Origin of the sequence: Croceitalea sp. P059 (genome assembly GCF_031846365.1) — a bacterium.
Taxonomy (GTDB): Bacteria; Bacteroidota; Bacteroidia; order Flavobacteriales; family Flavobacteriaceae; genus Croceitalea; species Croceitalea vernalis.
In genome coordinates this window covers 562,597-585,796 of the sequence record NZ_JAVRHW010000001.1, presented here as the reverse complement: position 1 = coordinate 585,796, position 23,200 = coordinate 562,597, and the positions used below count along the sequence as shown (strand labels likewise).

The following is a 23,200-nucleotide window of genomic DNA, read 5'->3' as shown; positions in this document are numbered from 1 at the left end:
ACCTAATATGCACTTACATTTTTATGAGAATGCTACAGAAACCGTTTTACTTATCTTTTTGATAATCACATTTTTACAAAGTGGGATTGATAAAATAAAAGATTGGAAAGGCAACCTTTCATGGTTAATTGGGCATTTTTCAAAATCTCCTTTTAAAAATAGCGTTCCACTATTATTAGGTATCATTACTGTTGTTGAAATGGCAGCAGGAATTTTAGCCCTAATTGGCTTAGTACATCTGCTACTTTTTGACCATAAAGATTTTGCTCTTTATGCTGCTTTAGTTTCTTGTTTGGCATTATTAATGTTGTTCATTGGGCAGCGAATCAATAAAGACTATGAAGGGGCTAAGACTATTGTTATCTATCTGATTCCCAGTGTTTTTCTTTTGTTTTTATTACAATAAGGCGAACATTTAAACACATAAAAAAAGCCTTAACATCAAAATGCTAAGGCTTTTTAATTGTATACTAACAAGACTACTTTTTGTAGTTGTCATTTAATATTTTAAGTATTTCGCTAGTTAAATCTTTAGTTTCTTCCCCGTAAAGAACACTTCCACCTTCACCGCCAGTTAAAATATAGGTAAAGCCATTAGTTTTGCCATAAGCAGTAATCTCTCTCTTCATTTTGCTTACAACACTGTCTAACTCAGTTTGACCACTCTGTTGTAATTGCTGCTGTTCTTGCTGCAATTGCTGTCCTATAAATTGACTTTTTTGCTGTAATAAGCCTAGTTCTTCTTGTGCCTTAGCTTGAGATAACCTTTTAGCCTGAAGGGCTTGATATTCAATTTGAAAGGCCTGAGAAATACTATCGCTTTTTTTAGTAAGCGCATCGCGCTTTTCATTGAACTTGGCTTCTACCTCAATTTTTTCTTGATAGCCGTCTAATAGTTTCACATTATTAACATAGCCAATTTTGTCTTGTTGGCATGAAGCCATAAGAAGTACAGTTATAATAAATACTAATTTTTTCATCTCATTAATTTTACGTTCGGCAAAAATATAAAAAGCCGCTACATATCACAGAAACTTTGGATTTTAATTAACCAAGACTTCGTATAGAGAAAAGTTATGGTTTTGTAAGTTTGTTATTTGTTTTTGTTATAAAAATACAATCGGTATAAAGCCGTCTAAGCGCTGTTGAGCTTTGACTAATAACGATATAAGGAATTAGTTGAAATCGTTACTCAGAGCTTATCTAAACCTTCTTTTTAAGAATATATATGTGTGAAGAGTATTCTTTTGTTCGTTTTCCTTTCAAATTAGACTTCAAACCAATATAAAGTGCTTTCATATAGTTTTGTTTTCCATTTTTATATTTTTCCGATAACAGGGATACGTAAAAAGAATCAAACAACATTGGTTTTGTTTTTATCAATCTCATTTGATTTTTTGAAAAGATTTTTTCAATTGCAGTTTTTGAAAAATGCCATAGGTGCCTCGGCACATCAAAAGCAGCCCAATGCTCTTTATAATAATTTGCATCTAAAGAATTAAAATTAGGAACGGCAATAATTAAAGTGCCGTCATCTTCCAATAGGTTACAAATTTGTTCAATATCGGTTTCTAAATTAGGCAAGTGCTCTAAAACATGCCAAAGGGTTATTACATTAAATTTTTGTCCCGCTACATCATTTAATGAAGCCAAAAGTGACACCCCTTTCTCTACGGCATTTTGTTGGGCCAAAGCATTTGGTTCGATTCCCCAGGTTTTCCAACCAGCTTTTTGGGCAGCAAGTAAAAAATCTGCTGTGCCAGCTCCAATATCTAAAAGTCTTTTATCTGAAACTTGAAATGAGTTGATGAGCTTCACCTTCTTTTTTAAACTATATCTTTTAACTAATTGATATACTTTATCTACCAAACTCTTTTTTGAATCGGTATGCGAAATATAAACTTCGCTTTCATAGTATTTTTCTAAATTATTCGGCTTTGGTTTGGTGATGAGCATATCTAAATCCTCATCATGAAATAATTCAAAGGCCTCTTTGGTAACAGAAAAGTCTTTAGTTTTTAAATACAACTTCATTGTAATTATGAGTAGAAAGGTATTCGTCTTTTAAAGCTCGAAGATACGGCAAAACTATATCCCTTGAATCTGATTCTTCATGCAAGCAGTCTTTTTCAGTTATGCTAAAAACTTCCATTACAATGTACCAATTACCATTTCTTAAAATCGTACTATCTTCATTGGTAGTATACGTTTCAAAATCTTCATTTTTAAGAGTAGCATTCGCAGCAATATCGAATGCCAATGGAAATAAATTAAGTGCCTTGTCTTGTATTTCTACCTCATAAAAAGAAAAGAAATATTCCTTTTCATCAATTGTAAATGGAACCTGAACGTCTACGTAGTAATCTTCAAGGTCATATTTAATATTCACATAATCATAAAATTCATTCGCTTCTTTAGGGTCTTCAAACACAAAAGTAGTTTTCTTAGGAAGGCCTCTTTTAAAACGCTGACCCTTCACTACTTTATAGTCTGAAATGGTTGGGGCAATTCTAATAGGAATACATGAATTTAAAAATAGTATGCCTAAACAAATGGTTGAGAATTTTCTCATTTTTAATTTTTGATTTAGTTGAATATTCTATTCTCAAAAACCACGCCATTTTAAAATTAAGAAATACAGATTACGAACTTATAATTGAACTTTTTGTCAATTAGAAGTTCAAATGAATATTTGTAATCTAGTTCCAAGGTTTTTTTAAAACCGAAAAAGGGGTTGATTTTAATGTAGATTGTTCCACGTGGAACGTCATTTATTTTCTAACTTCCGTAGAAATCTGCAAAATTTCACCGAGCATTTTTGCTCGAGTTGAAGCCGTTTCGAATGAACTTGTCTTGAATATTGTAAAATGTCTGCTGCCCTCAAACAAACGAATGACATATTTATCTGTTCTGTTCTGCTTTCCCATCGCAGCAACAGGACCCCAATTAAAATTGCTCTTAAACGAAGCCGGAAAAGCACGAATCACATCTGCATTTAAAGATTTTAATTTTGTCTTTAAAACCGTTAGTCCAAATAATTTTAGATGCTTGAAATGAACACCTTCTTTGCAAATTTCGTAGGAAATCGAATAGCCTAATAGCGCACTTCCTATTGCACCCATGCTTATAATTTGACTCAAAGGAACCTTAGTACTATTCAAAGAAACTGCTGTTAATAGCAGCAATATAAAGCCTAACACTTTTGGTGTAATTGGTTTTTCTTGTTTAAAAAACATTGAGGTTTTCATCGTCCTAAAAACACTAAAAGCACACTAATGTCTGAAGGCGAAACACCACTTATACGAGACGCTTGAGAAATAGTTACAGGTCGAATAGCTTCTAGCTTCTCTCGTGCTTCATATGATAATGATTTCAATTTTCTGTAATCAAAATCATCAGGAATTTTAATATTTTCTAAACGTAAAAGTTTGTCTGCATTGTTCTTTTCCTTCGCGATATAACCTGAATACTTTACTTGAATCTCGGCTTGCTCTAATACTTCAGTGTCTAGTTCATGTTCATTTACAAAATCAGAAACAGCAGCTAATCTAAGCATATGTTCCATAGTCACCTTAGGTCTCGAAAACACCTTGAACATTTTATCTGATTGCTTAACCGTTGCTGATGAAACCTCTTCTAAAATAGGATTCATTTCCTCCGGAGTATAACTAGTTGTTTTAAAGAACTCGACAAATTTCTCTGAATTCGTCAACTTCCTTTCCATTCTTTTCAACCGTTCTTCACCTGCTAAACCTAAATCAAAGCTTCTTGGTGTCAGTCGTAAATCAGCATTGTCTTGTCGCAACAAAGTTCGATACTCCGCTCTTGACGTGAACATTCGATAAGGCTCTTCTGTGCCTTTAGTAATTAAATCATCAATTAAAACGCCTATATAAGCTTCATCTCTTTTTAATATGAAAGACTCCTTTTCGTTAATCTTTAAATGCGCATTTATTCCCGCCATTAAACCTTGAGAAGCTGCTTCTTCATAACCTGTGGTTCCATTTATCTGACCTGCAAAATATAGATTCTCAATAACCTTAGTTTCCAAAGTATGTTTTAATTGAGTCGGTGGGAAATAATCATATTCAATTGCATATCCTGGACGAAAGAACTTTACGCTCTCAAAACCTACTACCGATTTTAGTGCCTTGTATTGCACGTCTTCTGGTAAGGATGTAGAAAAACCGTTTACATAAACCTCAACAGTATGCCACCCTTCTGGCTCTACAAAAATTTGATGCGCATCTTTATCTGCAAATCGGTTAATTTTATCTTCAATTGAAGGGCAATATCGTGGCCCAATACTTTTTATTCTACCATTAAACATTGGAGAACGATCAAACCCTTCACGTAACAAATCGTGAACCAATGCGCTTGTATGCGTCATATGACAGTCCCGTTGTTCTGTCAACTTTTGCGTGTTTAAATAAGAGAATTTTTCAGGATTACTATCACCCGGTTGAACAATCATTTTAGAATAATCTAAAGATCTTCCATCAACCCTTGGAGGTGTTCCAGTTTTCATTCTACCACTTTCAAAACCAAAATCAGATAATTGCTCAGTGATTCCTGTAGCGGCTTTCTCACCTGCTCTACCACCTCCAAATTGCTTTTCACCAATATGAATAAGACCATTTAAAAAAGTTCCGTTAGTCAGCACAACCGCCTTAGCCTTTATATCTATCCCTAAGGATGTTCTCACCCCTACCACCTTATCTCCTTCGACCAACAAACCAGAAACCATCTCTTGATAAAAGTCTACATTAGGAGTTCTTTCCAAAGCTAAACGCCATTCCTCTGCAAATCTCATCCTATCATTCTGAGCCCTTGGACTCCACATCGCTGGTCCTTTAGACTTGTTCAGCATCTTAAACTGTATGGCCGACTTGTCGGTTATAACTCCGCTATAACCCCCAAGAGCATCAATCTCACGTACAATTTGTCCTTTTGCAATTCCGCCCATAGCAGGATTACAAGACATTTGTCCAATTGTCTGGAGGTTCATAGTCACCAATAAGGTTTTTGAACCCATATTAGCAGCTGCGGCCACAGCTTCTGCGCCGGCATGTCCACCTCCTACTACTATAACATCATATTGTTTTTCAAACATAATTTCCTACTGTTCCACGTGGAACAATTTCATCATTTCATTTTCCTTTTTCCTCATTACTGATTGCTCCTCAGCACTCTTATCCGTATAACCTAAAAGGTGTAATACGCCATGAATCATAACACGTTTTAGTTCCATCTCAAAAGGCACATTAAAGGACTTTGCATTTTCCCTTATCCTATCGACGGAGATAAATATGTCTCCTGATATAGTGTTACTCTCAGTATAATCAAAAGTTATAATATCGGTAAAAGTGTCGTGATTTAAATGCCTCTGATTAATATCCAAAAGGTAGCCGTCATTACAAAAAATATAATTTACATTTCCTAATTGAGCGTTCGCTAACATTATCACCCTAGTTACCCAATCGGCATATCCTGATTCAGAAATAAGTCTAAACTCTAATTCGTAATGGAAATCAATTTTCATTTTGAAAATACCGCTTTACCTTATTCTGGTAATTTTGGCGCAAAGGTAAGGCTTGTCTGTTTAAAATTTCAATAGCCTTACTCTTGTTCTTAAGCAAAGACGGTTTTGTAGTAATCGGATTCCGAAAATCATTGCTGTTCGTCTGACTTTCTCTTTCTTTCTTTTGCCCCTGTTTTAAGGCAGCATTTTCAAGTTTCAACAATTGTTGTTGAATTGCGTTCATCTTATTCAAGGTCCGTTGTGTTATCCCATTTTCTAAAAGATCATTTTCAAAATTTTCCATTTGTCTAGCAAGCTTTTTTGCTAGTTCTTGTTTATCCTTCTGTAGTATGTTTTTTAATTGGTCTTCCAATTTCTGACGAAGTACTTGCTGCTCTTTATAAATCTCATATATTTCCTTTAATTCACTTTCTGAAGGACCACCACCCTCACTTCCTTCTTGGTCATTTCCTTCACCCTCACCTTGACCTTCTCCATTATTCTCTCCGTTCTTACTCTTTCCATCTGAGCCTCCTTCACCATTTTCTCCACCTTTTCCCGATTCTCCATTCTCACCTGATTCTCCGGATTTACCCTCTTTTCCTTCTTCTCCACTTTCACCCTTTTCTCCTTTCTGTCCTTTGTTACCTTTGTTGCCCGCCTTCTCCATTTTCTCTTTCAAAGATTCTTGCCCTTCAATAATATCAGGTAATTGAAAACCATCACCCTGTCCCTGACCTTGACCAGGCTGCATGCTTTGCTGCATGTTATCTAATAAATTGGCCAAAAAATCAGCTAAACTATTTGATGCTGTTAGCACATATTGTTGGTAAGAAGCACCTTGGTAAACCTGATTTTCGGCAATACTTTCTAAAGACTTGTCTATGTTGTAATAAACCTCGGTTATTTGTTCATTTACAAACTCTGATAGCTCTACTCTTCTTAGAGAAAGTGCAAACAAACTATCATCTACATGCTCAAATAAATCTCTTAGGTCCTTTTGCTGTCTTACTGTATTTGAGAATTGCTCTATTTGACCTTCTGACTCTTGAACCTTATCAAATAAGTTCTCTTGCTTAAAAGAAAATGTAATTAGATTGTCTAAAATTTGACGTAACATTTCAGCGTCTTCTGTAATACTAGATCCACCTCCACCAGACGCAGCGCTTTGTTTTAAACTTTCACTCATCTCCTTCATTTTTTGAGCAGCGGAATTTTGTTTCTGCTTAGCCCTATTTCCTGATTCTTGCTTATCGTCACTATCAGATGACTCTTCGTTTCCTTGATGTTTATTGATCTCTTCTAAGGCATCCTTTTGGTCTTCCTTAACATCCTCTTGTTTTTGTGTGCTAATGTCTAAATCAATCGGCTTTTTAAGCCCTTCATTGTCGTTTTTAAGTTCGTCTAGTTCATCTGAAATTTGGTTGAACTTTTCATTTAATTTTTCCTGTTCTTTATTTTGAAACTGCTCTCCCAACTCTAGCTTAGACAAAATCTTTTGACGCTCCGCTAAGTCTTCTAATTCTTTGGATAACTGCGAAGCTTTCTCCGTGACATAATAACGCTTAGTCAATTCCAACAACTGTTCTAAACTCCGCTCACTATTACTTTGCTTTTTTCCGAGTTCTTCTAACTTCTTTTTAAGCTCCTCTTTATCTATCTTATCAGCGATTTTATTTAACTCTTCTAACAACTTTTTGTTCTTAGCAGCTTCCTTTTCTTGTCGTTCTAAACGCTCTTGTAACAATTGATTTAGCTCATCCGTTTTTTCGTTTTTATTTAAATTATCTTTTAATTGTTTACTAAACTTTTCCATCATAAATTCCTGCTGCTCTTGCTTTTGGAGAAAATCTTTAATCTGGTTTTGATCATTAAAATTTAAGCTATTATTCTCTTTTTGTTTGTCATTAATTTCTTTAAGAGCCTCCTTTTGGTCTTTAAAATTCTCTAATGACTTGTCTAAATTTTGCAATATCGACTGCTGAGCATCTAACTCTTTGTTTTTCAACTCGTTATCATTCAATATTGCAGTGCTAAAGACTTGACTTTTAACCGATTTTCCTTTTCGTAAACCATCATTATCAAATACCTCAAAGTAAAACTCATATTCTTTGCCTTGCTCTAATGACAGACCCGACGGAAAAGTATAATAGAACTGCTCTACATTATTGTTAGTTTCTGCTAACAACAAGCTCGATAGTACATTTGGTTTAGCAATTGAATAATAAACAAGATTGATTCTTGTTAATTGAATATCATCCGATGCCATACCTTCATAATAACTCAAATTAGGGTTTAGTGAATCCAATGTTTGCTCTACCTGAATCGTTGGATAGGCATCGCGTACTACCTCTAATTTATAACCAAGTGTTTCGTACTCTTCTACATTAGAATTACCGGTTGATAATTCATAATCTAGCTCCTCATAAATTACTTTCGTAATAGCAAAATCATTATTTTCTTTAACCAAGGAAACTACTGTGTCCTTTGTTCTTAAATCAATTTTATCCGTATAAAGCCCTCTTACATTCCAAGTAACCCTTGTGCCTTCTGGGACAATTGCATTTCCCGTGCCTTTTAAAATTTCATCTCGTTTTCCTAAATAATTTGGATAATCCAAAGTCATTTCAAAACCTTGAATTGATGGAACACTGCCAACGGCAATTGTATATACCCTAGAATTAAAACCGTTCGCAGTAAAATAAAAATTACCCGATGAAACAGGTGGTTGAAAAGTATACTGAAAACTACCCCCCTTCTCTTGCATTAATAATTCTTTTTCTTTTATCACAATACTTACATTCTCTGGTCTTATTTGGCCCTCTGTACTTAACCTCAATTGCAAGGCCTCACCTTCAAGAATTGTTAAATCTTCATTTAAAAGAAGGAATGAAAACGGTGCTGGTGGTTCATAAGCAATATCATAATTTACTACACGGTTATAAGAACCAAAAAATTCAGAAATATTGCCGGAAACCCATAAAAGCGCGACCATCAACATAGGAATCAAAACATATTTTGCATGCTTAAGGTTCTCTCCATAATCGACTGCTTTTGTAAACGGAATTGGTTTCATCTCTTCGGAACGTTGTTCTATAGCCGCCATTAACAAATCTGATTCATTATTGTGCTCGGCCAAATCCAAAAGGTTTACCAACTTGTCATTTACGTGAGGAAAATGCTTGCCTATCAATTGGGAAGCTTGTCGCTTTGAAATTCCTTTTTTAATATTAAACAAGTAAAACAGAGGAACCAGAATATAGCGATATAATAAAAAGAGCTCAATAGCGATAAAAGCCAAAAGCAATATTAATCTTTCGGTTGAACCTAACCACAAAACATATTCAACAGCGGTTATCGCCAAGAAAAATAATATTCCAAAGGTCAAGAATAGCAATATGCCTTTCACCAAAAGTTTAGAGTAATACTTTTTTGTAAAGGTGTTTAGCTTACCCAATATGGCCTTAAAACTGCTCAAAATCTGCTATATTTAGTGAATTAATTTAAACTTTTTAATTAGTTATTTACCAAGATACCCGTTGTTTCAAAACTGTCTTGAAAATTTTATGTTAAAATAGATCATATGAAAGATTTAAAGTACCTCGCAGCGCTAACAATACCAATTTCAGCGTTTATTAGCATTTATTTTAAAGGCTATTTAAGTTTTTTTACTCCGTTTTACGCATTTGTGATTATCCCAGTTCTTGAAATTCTCTTACCACATGACACATCTAACCTTGAAGGTGAGAAATTAGAACAAAAAAGTAAAAGCAAAATATTTGATTGGATGTTATATCTAAACATTCCCATTGTGTTCGGGTTTGTGTTTTATAGTCTTTGGGATATTACAACCCACGCTTATCCACTTTACGAAATTATCGGCTTAGTGTTTTCTGTTGGTATTGTACTCGGTGTAAATGGTATTAATGTGGCTCATGAATTAGGGCATCGGCAATTAACTTTTGAACGCTATTTAGGAAAGCTTTTGCTACTACCTTCTTTTTATATGCACTTTTATATTGAACATAACTTTGGTCATCACTTGCATGCAGCAACGAAAGAAGATCCTGCTACAGCCAGATTAAATCAAACTGTTTATTCGTTTTGGTTTACTTCTACCCTACGCCAATATTCAAGCGCATGGAAAATTCAAGGCAAGCTTTTAAGAGCGGACGGCTTAAGTTTCTTTTCTATTAAAAATGATATGGTATACTACACTTTGTTTCAATTATCATTTTTAACCCTAGTGTTTCTCTTTTTTGGGCAATTAGGAGTCCTATTCGCTGTTGGTTCCGGAATCATAGGGTTTCTTCTTTTAGAAACTGTGAACTATATTGAGCACTATGGCCTCATTCGTTTTAAAAAGCCTTCCGGTCGTTATGAGCGTGTTCGAGAATGCCACTCTTGGAATAGTAATCATGTTATAGGCCGTATCGTTTTATATGAATTAACTAGGCATAGTGATCATCATTATAAATCGTCTAAAAAATACCAGACCTTAGACTATCATGACATCTCACCACAAATGCCATTTGGGTATCCAACATCCATGGTGATTTCTTTTATACCGCCCTTATGGTTTTATATTATGAATCCGCGAGTCCCAAAAGAAATGAAACTCAATGTCAACGACTTTTCTTTGGTTTAGTTCAAACACGCTTTTCTGCTGCTTTATCAAATACTATCTTTGTGCTTCAATTTTAAGTAATGAATCAAAAGGTAAGAGTTCGTTTTGCGCCTAGTCCAACAGGGCCGCTTCATATTGGTGGTGTTCGTACTGCTTTGTTTAATTATTTATTTGCTAAAAAATACGGTGGTGATTTTGTGCTGCGAATTGAAGATACTGACCAAAACCGCTATGTTGAAGGTGCTGAAGCCTATATTATAGAAGCGCTAAATTGGTGTGGAATTCCTTTTGATGAGGGTGTTGCAAAAGAAGGGAATTTTGGCCCATATCGCCAAAGTGAACGAAAGCACTTGTACAAAGAATATGCTTTAGAATTGATAGAAAAAGGTCATGCTTATTATGCATTTGATACTGCTGAAAAATTAGATTTTCATCGTAAAGACCACGAAGAAAAAGGAAAGACTTTCATCTACAATTGGCACAATAGATTAAAACTTGACAATTCTCTTACGCTAAGCAAAGAAGAAACACAATCCAAAATAAGCTCTGGAGAACCATATGTGATTCGCTTTATGTCCCCTCAAGACGAAAAACTTCATCTTAAAGATATAATCCGTGGCACAATTGAAATAGACACCAATGTACTTGATGATAAAGTTCTTTTTAAGAGCGATGGCATGCCAACCTATCACTTGGCAAATATTGTAGATGACCATTTAATGGAAATTTCGCATGTAATTCGCGGAGAAGAATGGCTGCCTTCTTTGGCCTTGCATCAATTGCTCTATAATGCCTTTGGATGGGACGCGCCGCAGTTTGCACACCTGCCTTTAATTATGAAACCAACAGGAAAAGGAAAATTGAGCAAGCGTGATGGTGAAAAAGGCGGTTTCCCCGTATTTCCATTATCTTGGAATGAATCACAAGGGTATCGTGAAGCAGGCTATTTTTCAAATGCCGTTGTTAATTTTTTAGCGATGCTAGGTTGGAATCCCGGAACTGAACAAGAACTGTTTTCTCTGGAAGACCTCATAAACGCCTTTAGCTTAGAACGCGTAAATAAATCTGGCGCTCGTTTTGACCCAGAAAAAACCAAATGGTACAACCATCAATATTTACAAGAGAAAAATGATGAGGAACTGGCTGGTTTGTTTCAGGTGGTGCTAGCTGATAAAGAGATTCCTCGAGATGCTCGGGATGACAGTTATGTCGAAAAAGTAGTGGGATTAATTAAAGAACGCGCAGATTTTGTGGCTGATTTTTGGGACTTGAGCAGTTACTTTTTTGAAGCACCTAACTCTTATGCTGAAAAACCAGTAAAAAAACAATGGAAGGAAGATACGCCAGCATTAATGCGAAAGGTGGCTGACATCATTTCAGCTACTAAGGACTTTAACTCAGCAAATATCGAATCCAATATTAAAGCATGGATTACCGAAAGTGAATTGTCTTTTGGTAAGGTTATGGGTCCTTTACGTTTAATTACCGTAGGAGATTTAAAAGGCCCTCATCTGTTTGATATTCTTGCCATGATTGGAAAAGAAGCCTGTTTGCAACGTATTGAAAAAGCTATTGCCGATTTAGCATAAATAACAGTAAAAAAATTTAACGTTAATTATTCCGCAATAAAACTGTCGTTATCCCTGTCTTCAATCCAGTTATATTCAATTTCTTTGGCAACTTTTCTGGCGAAATCAATACCATGGCGGTCAGCTATAAAACCCAATGTCATGTCCATACCAGCGCTTACTCCTGAGGAAGTGTAATATTTACCATCGACTTTCCATCTCGCTTTTTTGTCCCAGTCAACGTTATCGCTTTGAGAAGACGCCCATGTAAATGCTCTTTTATTTGAAGTCGCTTGTTTGCCTTCTAACACTCCTGATTTGGCAAGTAGTGCGCTTCCGGTGCAAACAGAAAGCACATAATCACTTTCGAGCGAAAGTTCTTTTATGGCGGTTAAAAGCTCGCTGTTATTAACCTCTTTTCGTGTCCCCATGCCCCCGGGAACCAAAACTATATTTGGTGGGTTGTTGATAGCTGCTAATTTTTGAGTCATAATCGGAACCCCATGCCTATTAGTTATGACACCTCCATCGAGGGAATAAAAAGTAAGATTGTATTTATCGACTAGACGACCAAAAATTTCTGCTGGTCCAAAAACATCTAAAGTCTCATAGTCATAGAACATAATAAAAGCTATTTCCATTGTGTCTAGTTTAGTCTGGTTCGTTTCTTCTTGAGCATTTAAAGTACTCACCCCGATTATAATGTGAAGTATGGCTAAATATCGAGACAATCTACTTATTAATAAAAGTTTCATTTTTATTGGGTTCATACTATTTCTAGTTAACATCATGGTTCTATTTTTCCTGCCCCACCAGCTTCCAAAGCGGTATTTACCATTGGCAATTCCTTTTCTAGAATGCCATTAAGGTCGCCCAAATGGCCTTCCAATTCCGCAGAAAGCTCCTTAAACACCTTATACGCGCCATCCGTAGGTTTAGCATCGCCACTTTCAACACTGCGTCTTAATGAGGCCAATCGGTTGTTCAATTTAATAGGGAAATTCAATGGGTCTTGCCCTGATTGATTCTTCACTTGATATAATTCCTCTTCGACCGCGGAGATTTTGTTCATAAAAGGCGTCATGGTTTTTTCCATAACTTCTGCTCCTATTTTCTCTTTATTCTCAACGATGATAGCTTTCATCTCTCTAATTTTAATAACAGCCTCATTAGCTGCACTAGTCTTTTGCATAATGTTATTCGCTAGAGTAAACTGTTCATCTAAATCAGCCTTAGTAATGCCTTTTAAGTTGGGGTCCATCATCACAGAAAACGGATAGGTTTTTTCATAATCATTGGTTTTCATGCGAACCTTATAATCTCCGAGCGGTGCTTTTGGGCCACGTTGCGGGCGGGCACTCCAAATTATCATACCTTCAAAATCGATTGCGCCCGGATATCGTAAATCCCAAGTAAAGGTATTAATGCCTTGAGCTGTGGTTGGTTTTGAAGAGCCTCCACGTTGCCACCAAGGTAGGTTTGGGTCTTTTTTATATTTTGGTTTACTCCCGGTAAACGTGTTAATGAGTTTGTCATTCGCGTCAAGGATTTCAAAAGTAATCGTGTCTAACTCTTCTTTTAAATAGTATTGAATGCTAGCGTTATTAATACCCCGAATAGCATCTGAAGGTTCAAAAAGCACAGCGGCTTGATTATTCATGGTTTCCTTATATTGACGGAGGGGTTGAATATCATCCAATATCCAAAAACCACGGCCGTGTGAGCCTATGACCACATCATTATCTTTAACCACCAAGTCACGAATTGGTGTGTCTGGTAATTTCAATTGAAGGCTCTGCCATTGTACGCCATCATTCATAGAGAAATACACTCCGTGTTCTGTTGCTAAAAACAATAATCCCTCTCGAACGGGGTCTTCACGAACCGCTCTTGCAAAATGACCATCTTCAATACCAATTATGATTTTTGTCCACGTTTTTCCGTAGTCATGAGTTTTAAATACATAAGGTTGTCTATCATCAACCTGATAACGATTGGCAGCCACAAATAAAGTGCCAGGGCGATGTTTAGATTCATCAATAATACTTACCCTTGAAAATTTAGGTAAGCCGTCAGGTGTAATGTCCTTCCAGCTGCCACCACCATCTCTCGTTATGTGAATTTTACCATCATCAGAACCTGCCCAAATGGTGTTAATGTCATGAAAAGATGGTGCTAAGGCAAAAACCGTAGCATAAATCTCAGGGCCATTCATATCCATAGTGATAACACCACCTGTTTTGCCTAAAGTTGCTGGGTCTGCATAGGTTAAATCAGGACTTATTTTCTCCCATGTTTGGCCATCATTTGTTGTTTTCCAAATATGTTGAGAACAGGTGTACATCACGTTGGAGTCTTGCGGAGCAAACATGATTGGGAAGGTCCATTGCCAACGTTCTGGTAAAGCATCAGCCGGTTCACCTGAGAAAAAACGTGGATATACCTGTATATCCCTTGACTGCCCATTGCTTCTGTCATAACGTGTTAATAAAGCGCCTTGACTACCTGCGTAAAATATATCTAAATTCTTCGGATGTTGTGTAATCCAGCCGCTTTCACCTCCACCTACGGCATAATACCAACCCTTGTTCGGGCCTCTGGCCAACATATGGCCCCAACCATCACTTGGCATTGCTAAAGTACTATTGTCTTGTTGTGCTCCAGCCACATGATAAGGCACATCATTCGTCGCCATCACATGATAAAACTGAGTTGTAACAAAATCTTGCTCTGTCCAAGTTTTTCCACCATTAATACTGACATTACCCCCGCCGTCATTTGAGTTTATCATCCGCTTTGGATTCGTTGGGTCTATCCATAAGTCATGATTATCGCCATGAGGGGTTTGAATAATAGTATCAAAGGTTTTTCCACCATCGCTTGACTTATACATTCTTGTGTTCAAGCCATAAACAACCTCTTTATCTAATGGGTCTGCATAAATTCTAGAATAGTAAAAAGCCCGTTGTCTTAGTTTACGTTCATCATTAGTTCGTTCCCAGGTTTGTCCAGCATCATCAGAACGGAAAACACCACCTTCATTAGCTTCAACAATTGCCCACACACGATTCGAATCTGCCGGTGAAACTGTTACTCCAATCTTTCCAATTGGTCCTTCGGGCATTCCTGTATTCTCTGTTAAATCTGTCCAAGTATCTCCTCCATCCGTAGACTTCCATAATTTACTGTCGCCTCCGCCACCCCACATTTTCCAGGCTTTGCGTTGAACTTCCCATGTGGTAGCATATAACACTTCTGTGTTGTTGCGGTCGATAATCAAATCTACCGCTCCGGCTTTAGGGCTCAAGTATAATATTTTTTCCCAGGCATCACCTCCGTTTGTGCTTCTAAAAACACCTCGTTCTTCATTATCTCCATAAGGATGCCCTAACGCTGCAACATAAACCACATCAGGATTTGTAGGGTGAATTCGAATACGTGAAACTGCTTGGGTTTCCTTAAGGCCTAAATGTTTCCATGTTTTTCCGGCATCTATAGATTTATAAACCCCATCGCCTTGGGTGATGCTGCCTCGCAATTGTACTTCACCCATACCGATATACACTATATCAGGGTTTGTTTCTGCAACAGCCACTGCCCCAACTGAAGAGCTAGTTACTTGACCGTCAGTAACTGGTTTCCATTCGTTACCGCCGTCTACGGTTTTCCACAAACCGCCACCAGTAGCACCAAAATAATATTCGTTTGGTCTTGTGGGGCTGCCCGCTGAACCCAGAGAACGACCTCCTCGTTTTGGACCAATATTACGCCATTTAAGACCTTGATAAAAACTAGTGTCTATGGTCATTTGCTGTGCTAAGACTTGATTTTGTGCGCTTAAATTAAACGCAAAACAAAGAAGAAGACAAAAGAAAACGGAAGTGGTACTATTTTTCATTTTGGATGGTATTTAGAAGTATTCTTTTACTCCTTTAAATATACCATAAACCGCTGAACTTTCCCTTAATGACTGTGGTTTCCTATAATAGTTAACTACTTCACAATAATGATGGTGTCGCTGTTTTCAATTTTAGTTCCATTCAAACTAGTGCTAGTTGAAATGGTTAATGTACCGCAGCATTGTTTGCTGTCGCGCTCATCCAATTCAAAATTTATAGTCTCACTATCCGTAGTATTAAGGTGGAGCGTATAAGTCATTTCATTTTCTTCTAAGGAAAAAAGAAGTGCTCCTGCATCTTCATCCACGAACAAGGGCTGCTGAACACCGCTTGAAGTTACTATAGTTGCTTCGTCTGGGTTATAGGTCGCATCGGTTCCAAACAAAAGATTTGTTCCATTCTCATTTTGAATTATAATCCTTTTCTGTTGTAATTCTTTACAATCGTTACAGTCGTCACAACTATAAAAAAACCCCGCTATAATTAGCCCAAAAAAAAGAGTTAATTGCCTCATATTGTTCGCCATTTAAGATGTAAAAAGAACGCTAGAACTATTCAATCTCACTAGATTCTATTTCGTATTCGTATTTAAAAAACCTTTTAGAAGGCTCGGTTCCTTGCCAATAAGCACTAATATTATATATGTTTTTACCCGCTTCATTCGGTTTATAAATCTTCACAATCTCTTGGGCTTGGTTTTTAATAAGTACAGAGTCATAATCAATAAGCGAAGGTTCTAAATAGGTGCTTCCAATATCAAAACCCTCTTGAAAAAGTTTAATTTCATTAGGGGCAATTTGTAAGGTTTTATTCAGGCTTACTTCAGAAGAAATAAATTCAATTGTTAGGCTTTCAGATGTAAGGTTCTCAATGTTAGCTTCCATGTCTGAAACCGGGTCACAACTTAAGAACATTAAAACAGCTAAAATAATTAAGTAAACATTTTTCATTTTCTAGTTTTATTGAAGAACAATTTAAACAAGATATTCCCTAATTAAAAAGTGTTATCAAATAGTTAATTTAAAATTAACCTAAAAGCATTTCCGGCTATTGCCTTTATATGTTCATTAGTGGAATATTTGTAACAATTCTTTCATAATTACTACATATCTAATACACACTTTTGTATTTTAAACAATTAAACTTAAAACACTACTATTATGGGAAGTCTAAGCTACATTATACCAATAGCAATTGTCATATTGCTTGTATTTATTTCAACTGTATTTATTGTAAAGCAGCAAACCGCCGTTATTATTGAAACCTTTGGTAAATTCACTAGTGTACGACAATCTGGTATTCAATTCAAAATTCCTTTTGTACAGCGAATTGCCGCCAGAATTGGACTAAAAATTCAACAACTCGATGTAATCATTGAGACTAAAACACTTGACGATGTTTTCGTAAAACTGAAAGTCTCCGTTCAATACGTGGTTATCAAAAGCAAGGTTTATGATGCGTTTTATCAATTAGAATATCCACATGATCAAATTACCTCATATGTTTTTGATGTGGTACGTGCTGAGGTCCCTAAAATGAAATTGGATGATGTCTTCGTTAAAAAAGATGACATTGCTATTGCTGTTAAGGGTGAGTTGCAAGAAGCTATGCTCGAGTATGGTTATGATATTATTAAAACCTTAGTTACTGATATTGACCCAGATGCACAGGTAAAGGAAGCCATGAACAGAATTAATGCTTCTGAACGTGAAAAAATAGCTGCACAGTTTGAAGGTGATGCTGCTCGTATTCTTATTGTAGAAAAAGCTAAGGCGGAAGCAGAGAGTAAACGATTACAAGGTCAAGGTATTGCTGACCAGCGTCGTGAAATTGCCCGTGGTCTTGAAGAATCTGTAGAAGTATTAAATAAGGTAGGTATTAATTCACAAGAGGCTTCCGCTTTAATTGTGGTTACTCAGCATTATGATACTCTACAATCCATTGGGGAAGAAACCAATACCAATCTGATTCTTTTACCAAACTCACCTCAAGCAGGTAGCGATATGCTCAATAATATGGTTGCCTCATTTACGGCAAGTAATATGATAGGCGAATCCATGAAAAAAACCAATACCACTAAAAAAGGGGATGCTTAAGCATAAATTAATATTGGTTTTCTGCACCATGGTAAGTTCTATTCAAGCACAGGAAAGCCCTTTCTTTAATCCTGGTGGGGCTTTCTTGAGTTTTGGAGCACAAGAAAATAGAACGGCTTCTATTGCTGCAGGCGATGTTGATGGAGATGGTGATATTGATGTTGTTAGTGCGGAGGGGCGGCATTGGCCAGCACCTAATTTTGTTTTTTACAATGTTGGCAATGGTGTTTTTAGAACTTCTCGAATTATTGATGAAGAATGGTCCTCTTGCTATGCGGCTGAATTAGGAGACCTCGACGGTGATGGTGATTTAGATATTGTTACCGGCAATGACCGGCATCCGAATAATTGGTATCGCAATAACGGAAAAGGAATTTTTAGTAGGGTAGGTGCTGTTGGTGGAGACGCCACCCCTACAAGAAATGTGAACCTAAGTGATATTGACGGTGATGGAGATTTAGATGTATTATTTACAAATAGGGGTAGTGCCAATGAAATTGCTATTAATGATGGCAAGGGTGATTTTACTCAAATCATCCTTTTTGGCTCTGATGACGATTCTACCATTGATATCGCCGTTGCTGATATGAATAAAGATGGGGCTATGGATTTGGTATTGGCCAATCGTGATGAGCAACAAAATTTTGTTTATCTACAAACCGATGCTTTGGTGTTCGAAGAAAAAATTCCGTTCGGTACCGGAAATGACGAAACCCGTTCTGTAGCGGTAGCCGATTTCAACAATGATGGTTTTATGGATATCGCTGTTGGAAATTTAATTGGAGCGAATTATATCTATTTAGGAAATGGTAAGGGTTTTAAAAAAAGTATTCTTTATGAGCCAGATGATTTTGCAACAGCAAGTGTAAAAGTTGCTGATTTGAATAATGACGGTTTAATTGATATTTTAAACGCCAATGGGGATGATGTGAATTATGCCTTTATCAATTATGGCAAAAACTCTTTTGAAAAAATTCCATTGAACGAAGATCATAAAATGGATACTTATGATATTCATCTTTCTGATTTAAATAATGATGGCTACATCGATATTCTAGAAGCAAACTCTGGCGATTTGAACTTGTACTACTTAAATCGTTATGGAAGAATGAAAAAAGACAATTAAAGCAATTTAACAGCTTAATTCTCCCTTAACCATTGCAATGTGTGACCCCCAAAATAAACCCGCCTAGAAGCTATTAGAATCGGCCTTTTTGAATAGAAAATACCAATTGTTATCGTTTGGTCGATAGTTCTTTCTGATAGTTCTATTTTTCCTTCAAACTCTTTAATTTTTCTGTTGAATTTTCGCCCAAGTATCTCGTAGGGTTACTGTTCTATTAAAAACCAAATTTTCAATTGTTGAATCTAAATCAACATTAAAATAACCTAAACGTTGAAATTGAAAACGTTCACCAACTTTGGCATTTTTTAAACTTGGCTCCAAATAACCAGTTATTTTCTTTAAAGAATCAGGGTTTACAAATTCCATAAAATCACGGTCCTTATGACCATCGGGGTTTTCGTCTGTAAATAACCTGTCATATACTCTCACTTCTGCTTCTATGGCATGCTTGATGGAAACCCAGTGCAGGGTGCCTTTTACTTTTCGCAAACTTTCTTCTGTTCCACTACCACTTTTACTTTTAGGGTCATATGTACATTGCACTTCTATTATATTACCGTCTTTATCCTTTGTACAGCTTTCCGCTTTAATGATATAACCATTTTTTAAGCGTACTTCTTTACCTAATTTTAAACGAAAGAATTTTTTATTGGCTTCTTCTCTAAAGTCTTCTTGTTCTATATAAAGTTCACTAGAAAAAGGAACTTTTCTAGAGCCAAGCGACACGTCTTCCGGGCTATTTTCAGCATCTAGCCATTCTTCTTGATCTTTAGGATAATTTGTTATAACAACTTTCAAGGGATTTAAAACCGCCATGACCCTTGGGGTAACTTTGTTCAAGTGTTCTCGAACATGAAACTCTAGTAGAGAAACATCTACCAAATTTTCTCGTTTGGCAATCCCGACAGTATCAGCAAAATTCCGAATTGATTCTGGAGTATAACCCCTTCTACGTAGTCCTGAAATAGTTGGCATACGAGGGTCATCCCAGCTTTCAACCACCCCGTCTTCTACCAATCTAAGCAGCTTTCGTTTGCTTACAATGGTGTGGCTAAGGTTTCTTCTGGCAAACTCTCTTTGCTTTGGTCGCAATTTATCATTTGATACCAATTGGTCTAAACACCAATCATATAATTCTCTATGAGGCAAAAATTCAAGCGTACACAACGAATGTGAAACTTGTTCTAAATAATCACTTTGGCCATGAGTCCAATCGTACATAGGATAAATACACCAATCGGTATTTGTTCTGTGGTGTGCCTTATGCAAAACACGATATAAAATTGGGTCACGCATCAGCATATTTGGTGAAGCCATGTCAATTTTAGCTCTCAAAACATGTTTGCCTTCATCAAACTCACCTTTTTTCATGCGTTCAAAGAGGTTTAAATTCTCTTCAACAGACCTATTACGATGCGGACCAGCCACACCTGGTTCGGTCGGAGTGCCTTTTTGTATGGCCATTTCTTCTGAAGATTGGCTGTCAACATATGCTTTGCCCTCTTTAATTAAGCCGACGGCCCAACCATATAATTCTTGAAAATAGTCAGAAGCATAACACTCTTTATCCCAAGTATAACCTAGCCATTTAACATCTTCTTTGATAGCATCAACATAGGCTTTCTCTTCTTTCGCGGGGTTCGTGTCGTCAAATCGTAAATTGACTGGAGCATCATAGCTTTCTCCAAGGCCAAAATTCAAACAAATAGAGCTTGCATGACCTAAGTGTAAATACCCATTTGGTTCAGGTGGAAATCTAAATCTTAACTTTTCTATTGAATAGTCATTTGCCAAATCTTCTTCAACAATATGTTCTATAAAATTTAATGACTTTTTAGTCTCTTCCATGGCCTTTAAAATATCGAGCAAATGTAGCAAAAATGCGTTGTAATGCGTGTATTTCAACTTTACTCCATACAAATAAAGTTATTTCACAACAGTTTTGGTCTACCCCACAACAATAAGTTTTAGAGCAGGAACAGAATCATAATATTTGTTATTGTATACAACTTAGTGAAAACTAGGTACTAACAAATCTTAAAAACTGTCATGTCTGAAAACCTACAAAATGCAACTCTTTCTTGCGTGACCCCAAAGCTAACAATGCCTATGAAAACTTCTTCATTTTACGGCGTATTTTTAACACTGGTAATGTGCGGCCTACTATCACATTCTACCCATGCTCAAGTGTTGAATCAACCTACTGCTGCTCCTAATCCGAATTTAGGTTCTACGGATGCCTGGACTTCAGCATGCGCCTCAGCGAGCTTTAACGAATATTTTGTCAACTTCACATGGAATCCACCATTGGTTGATAGCAACAATGAATTTATTTTAGAACTATCAGACGCTAGTGGTGACTTTGGCTCCCCAAGAGAGCTAGACCGAGCAAGCGATAAAAACACAGAATTTGATTTCGACTTTAGTTTTGCTGTACCAGAAGATGTGCAAGGTGAAAATTATCGTTTTCGAGTGCGAAGTACGAGTCCGGCTGTAACCAGCCCTTCTTCAGACGCTTTTTCAATTTACTATATCGGCTACAGTAGCCCAATTCTTATTAGTCAAGATGCTAGTGGGGTTATCCCGCCAGGAGGAACACTTGAAGTTTGTGATGGAAGCAGCATAACAATCGAAACTCATAATGTTCCTGATGCCGGTACTTACCAATACAAATGGTATCGCAGTGGCACACCATTAAGTGAAACATCCAACGCCTTAGTGGTTTCACAATCTGGAATGTACTATGTTGAAATAGATTATGGAATTAACTGTTCTGGTTCTGCAAATACCTTATCAAACACAATTGAAGTTGTGATAACAACCCCTCTTGGAGTTGCAATTAATACACCTTCAACTACTACTCTTTGTCCATCTGAATCTGTAACATTAGATGCCAATATTAGTGGAATGGGTTATTTGTATACATGGTTTCAAGGAGGTGATATTGTTTCAGGACCAACTGTAGATGCTTCATCGTATATAATTGATGGTGCAACTTCCGGATTTGAAGGTGATTATTCAGTTCGAATTGAAGGCGCAGGTATATGCGCTGAACAGTCTTCTGCGGTTACCATTTCAAGTGCTGCTGATTTTACGGTTTCACGCATAAATGAACCTAACTTAGTTTTATTACCTGGACAAGACCAAATACTTGAGGTAAGCACAACAGCGCTTAGCCCTACCTATCAATGGTATCAAGACGGAGTCGCTATTTCTGGAGAAACTTCTTCCAGTATTACAATAAATGAACCAGGAATCTTCTACGCAGAGGTTACTCAAAATGGTGGGGCCTGCACCTTGCCGGCCAAGAACTCTGAAGAAACCACGGTGGTTCTTCCTAATAGCTTTGAAGTTATTATTGATTATGTAGGTACTTATAGCGATTGCTCTGTTGAGAACACGACACTTACTGTACTTCAAATAAATGCCCTCGATGCTGATGGTAATCGTTCTGATGTCACTAGTTCTTTACGGTCTTCTTTTACATATCAATGGTTAAAAGATGATGCGGTTTTGCCTGGTTTAACCGCTGATGAACTCACATTAAATGATGTGTCAGATAATGGTTTCTATACTGTTCAAGGTAGCATAACAACATTCAATGCAACTTCAAATCCGCTGAGCATACGATTAGCCTCTAATGAAACTATTGATATTACTAGTTCTGGCTTACAATTATGTGATGGTGTTACAGTTACGCTTTCAACAACAACTGACTTAACAGGATTAAGCTATACGTGGACTAAAGACGGCGCTATGGTTTCTACAACTGAGACTGAACTTATCGTTACGGAAACAGGAACCTACCAACTTGCTATAAGTTCCGATGGTTGTCCAATACAGTCTAATGACATTGTAATTACTGATTTTGATGCATCTATTGTTGTTATAGACACCGGTGACAATCTAGTCTTTCCTGAGGGTTCTTCTGAGACTGTAACCGCTAGCGGAGCAAGTTCTTATGCGTGGTATGACCAAGGCAACAATCTAATTTCTAGCACAGACTCTGTTACCCTATCTGAAGAAGGAGTCTATTTAGTTATCGCAAGTGTTGGAGACTGTCAAATCAGTCAAACCATTACAGTTTCTTATAGAGACAATTTTGAAATTCCTAATGTGATAACCGCAAACGGAGATGGAATCAATGATTTATGGATTATACCTAATTCGTACTCCAATAATGCTGAGGTTTCAGTCATTATATATAATGAAAAAGGTGAAGAAGTAATTAACGAAAATGGCTACCGAAATAATTGGCCAGAATCAAGTATTGCCTTTGCTAAAAAGAACCAAATATTTTATTACAAAATCAAGAACGCTAGAGAAACCCTTAGACAAGGGACTATAACCGTGATCAAATAAC

18 protein-coding genes are annotated in these 23,200 nt (G+C 36.7%); 6 read left to right on the top strand and 12 right to left on the bottom strand.

Annotated elements, in window-relative coordinates; genetic code table 11:
- Positions 1-7 precede the first annotated feature (7 nt).
- Positions 8-406, top strand: coding sequence for a DoxX family protein (locus RM542_RS02525; protein ID WP_311384136.1), 399 nt, complete (start codon positions 8-10; stop codon positions 404-406).
- Between the two features lie 73 nt (positions 407-479).
- Here the strand turns inward: RM542_RS02525 and RM542_RS02520 are convergent, their stop codons facing one another.
- The 7 genes from RM542_RS02520 to RM542_RS02490 all read right to left on the bottom strand — a co-directional run bounded on the left by RM542_RS02520 (position 480) and on the right by RM542_RS02490 (position 8,999).
- Positions 480-980 (bottom strand): OmpH family outer membrane protein, encoded by a 501-nt coding sequence (locus tag RM542_RS02520; RefSeq protein ID WP_311384135.1) that lies wholly within the window; start codon positions 978-980, stop codon positions 480-482.
- 223 nt (positions 981-1,203) lie between these two features.
- A complete protein-coding gene (locus RM542_RS02515) occupies positions 1,204-2,034 on the bottom strand; it encodes a class I SAM-dependent methyltransferase (protein ID WP_311384134.1) in 831 nt (276 codons plus the stop codon).
- Complete coding sequence (locus RM542_RS02510) at positions 2,012-2,572, bottom strand: hypothetical protein (RefSeq protein WP_311384133.1); 561 nt, start codon at positions 2,570-2,572, stop codon at positions 2,012-2,014. Before RM542_RS02510 ends, RM542_RS02515 begins: the two co-directional genes overlap by 23 nt.
- 199 nt (positions 2,573-2,771) lie before the next feature.
- Complete coding sequence (locus tag RM542_RS02505) at positions 2,772-3,236, bottom strand: hypothetical protein (protein ID WP_311384132.1); 465 nt, start codon at positions 3,234-3,236, stop codon at positions 2,772-2,774.
- An 8-nt stretch (positions 3,237-3,244) separates the two neighbouring features.
- Positions 3,245-5,113, bottom strand: coding sequence for a tRNA uridine-5-carboxymethylaminomethyl(34) synthesis enzyme MnmG (mnmG, locus tag RM542_RS02500; protein WP_311384131.1), 1,869 nt, complete (start codon positions 5,111-5,113; stop codon positions 3,245-3,247).
- Between the two features lie 6 nt (positions 5,114-5,119).
- Positions 5,120-5,542, bottom strand: a complete 423-nt coding sequence (ybeY, locus tag RM542_RS02495) for an rRNA maturation RNase YbeY (RefSeq protein ID WP_311384130.1) — start codon at positions 5,540-5,542, stop codon at positions 5,120-5,122.
- The gene (locus RM542_RS02490; protein ID WP_311384129.1) at positions 5,532-8,999 is read right to left on the bottom strand and encodes a hypothetical protein; all 3,468 of its coding nucleotides are present in this window, start codon (positions 8,997-8,999) and stop codon (positions 5,532-5,534) included. The genes ybeY and RM542_RS02490 overlap by 11 nt, the downstream gene beginning before the upstream one ends.
- Before the next feature lie 105 nt (positions 9,000-9,104).
- On the opposite strand from RM542_RS02490, the gene RM542_RS02485 reads away from it, so the two are divergent.
- Both RM542_RS02485 and gltX read left to right on the top strand, forming a co-directional pair.
- Positions 9,105-10,169 (top strand): alkane 1-monooxygenase, encoded by a 1,065-nt coding sequence (locus RM542_RS02485; protein ID WP_311384128.1) that lies wholly within the window; start codon positions 9,105-9,107, stop codon positions 10,167-10,169.
- Between the two features lie 59 nt (positions 10,170-10,228).
- Positions 10,229-11,737 carry a glutamate--tRNA ligase gene (gene gltX, locus RM542_RS02480; RefSeq protein ID WP_311384127.1) on the top strand — a complete coding sequence of 503 codons (1,509 nt, stop codon included), beginning with the start codon at positions 10,229-10,231 and terminating at the stop codon, positions 11,735-11,737.
- Positions 11,738-11,763: 26 nt separating this feature from the next.
- Here gltX and RM542_RS02475 read toward each other — a convergent pair whose 3' ends face one another.
- The 4 genes from RM542_RS02475 to RM542_RS02460 form a co-directional block, all read right to left on the bottom strand.
- Entirely contained in the window at positions 11,764-12,471 is a 708-nt protein-coding gene (locus RM542_RS02475) for a DJ-1/PfpI family protein (protein WP_311384126.1), read from the bottom strand.
- A gap of 32 nt (positions 12,472-12,503) precedes the next feature.
- A complete protein-coding gene (locus RM542_RS02470) occupies positions 12,504-15,614 on the bottom strand; it encodes a VPS10 domain-containing protein (protein WP_311384125.1) in 3,111 nt (1,036 codons plus the stop codon).
- A 95-nt stretch (positions 15,615-15,709) separates the two neighbouring features.
- On the bottom strand, positions 15,710-16,129 hold the full coding sequence (locus tag RM542_RS02465) for a hypothetical protein (RefSeq protein ID WP_311384124.1): 420 nt from the start codon (positions 16,127-16,129) through the stop codon (positions 15,710-15,712).
- 37 nt (positions 16,130-16,166) lie between these two features.
- The gene (locus tag RM542_RS02460) at positions 16,167-16,565 is read right to left on the bottom strand and encodes a hypothetical protein (RefSeq protein WP_311384123.1); all 399 of its coding nucleotides are present in this window, start codon (positions 16,563-16,565) and stop codon (positions 16,167-16,169) included.
- 210 nt (positions 16,566-16,775) lie between these two features.
- Between RM542_RS02460 and RM542_RS02455 the strand changes: the two genes are divergently transcribed.
- Positions 16,776-17,711, top strand: a complete 936-nt coding sequence (locus RM542_RS02455; protein WP_311384122.1) for an SPFH domain-containing protein — start codon at positions 16,776-16,778, stop codon at positions 17,709-17,711.
- A complete protein-coding gene (locus RM542_RS02450; protein WP_311384121.1) occupies positions 17,704-18,837 on the top strand; it encodes a VCBS repeat-containing protein in 1,134 nt (377 codons plus the stop codon). The genes RM542_RS02455 and RM542_RS02450 overlap by 8 nt, the downstream gene beginning before the upstream one ends.
- A 162-nt stretch (positions 18,838-18,999) precedes the next feature.
- On the opposite strand, the gene RM542_RS02445 is transcribed toward RM542_RS02450, so the two are convergent.
- On the bottom strand, positions 19,000-20,685 hold the full coding sequence (locus tag RM542_RS02445; RefSeq protein ID WP_311384887.1) for a glutamine--tRNA ligase/YqeY domain fusion protein: 1,686 nt from the start codon (positions 20,683-20,685) through the stop codon (positions 19,000-19,002).
- Positions 20,686-20,946: 261 nt separating this feature from the next.
- Between RM542_RS02445 and RM542_RS02440 the strand changes: the two genes are divergently transcribed.
- Positions 20,947-23,199 carry a gliding motility-associated C-terminal domain-containing protein gene (locus tag RM542_RS02440; RefSeq protein ID WP_311384120.1) on the top strand — a complete coding sequence of 751 codons (2,253 nt, stop codon included), beginning with the start codon at positions 20,947-20,949 and terminating at the stop codon, positions 23,197-23,199.
- Position 23,200: the final 1 nt, after the last annotated feature.

Bases quoted from the DNA above. Each gene is read 5' to 3' on its own strand.
- RM542_RS02520 (WP_311384135.1), bottom strand. From the start codon at position 980: ATGAAAAAATTAGTATTTATTATAACTGTACTTCTTATGGCTTCATGC.
- ybeY (WP_311384130.1), bottom strand. From the start codon at position 5,542: ATGAAAATTGATTTCCATTACGAATTAGAGTTTAGACTTATTTCTGAA.
- RM542_RS02465 (WP_311384124.1), bottom strand. From the start codon at position 16,129: ATGAGGCAATTAACTCTTTTTTTTGGGCTAATTATAGCGGGGTTTTTT.
- RM542_RS02510 (WP_311384133.1), bottom strand. From the start codon at position 2,572: ATGAGAAAATTCTCAACCATTTGTTTAGGCATACTATTTTTAAATTCA.
- RM542_RS02470 (WP_311384125.1), bottom strand. From the start codon at position 15,614: ATGAAAAATAGTACCACTTCCGTTTTCTTTTGTCTTCTTCTTTGTTTT.
- RM542_RS02450 (WP_311384121.1), top strand. From the start codon at position 17,704: ATGCTTAAGCATAAATTAATATTGGTTTTCTGCACCATGGTAAGTTCT.
- RM542_RS02475 (WP_311384126.1), bottom strand. From the start codon at position 12,471: ATGAAACTTTTATTAATAAGTAGATTGTCTCGATATTTAGCCATACTT.
- RM542_RS02455 (WP_311384122.1), top strand. From the start codon at position 16,776: ATGGGAAGTCTAAGCTACATTATACCAATAGCAATTGTCATATTGCTT.
- RM542_RS02440 (WP_311384120.1), top strand. From the start codon at position 20,947: ATGAAAACTTCTTCATTTTACGGCGTATTTTTAACACTGGTAATGTGC.
- gltX (WP_311384127.1), top strand. From the start codon at position 10,229: ATGAATCAAAAGGTAAGAGTTCGTTTTGCGCCTAGTCCAACAGGGCCG.
- RM542_RS02485 (WP_311384128.1), top strand. From the start codon at position 9,105: ATGAAAGATTTAAAGTACCTCGCAGCGCTAACAATACCAATTTCAGCG.
- mnmG (WP_311384131.1), bottom strand. From the start codon at position 5,113: ATGTTTGAAAAACAATATGATGTTATAGTAGTAGGAGGTGGACATGCC.
- RM542_RS02460 (WP_311384123.1), bottom strand. From the start codon at position 16,565: ATGAAAAATGTTTACTTAATTATTTTAGCTGTTTTAATGTTCTTAAGT.
- RM542_RS02505 (WP_311384132.1), bottom strand. From the start codon at position 3,236: ATGTTTTTTAAACAAGAAAAACCAATTACACCAAAAGTGTTAGGCTTT.
- RM542_RS02525 (WP_311384136.1), top strand. From the start codon at position 8: ATGCACTTACATTTTTATGAGAATGCTACAGAAACCGTTTTACTTATC.
- RM542_RS02445 (WP_311384887.1), bottom strand. From the start codon at position 20,685: ATGGAAGAGACTAAAAAGTCATTAAATTTTATAGAACATATTGTTGAA.
- RM542_RS02515 (WP_311384134.1), bottom strand. From the start codon at position 2,034: ATGAAGTTGTATTTAAAAACTAAAGACTTTTCTGTTACCAAAGAGGCC.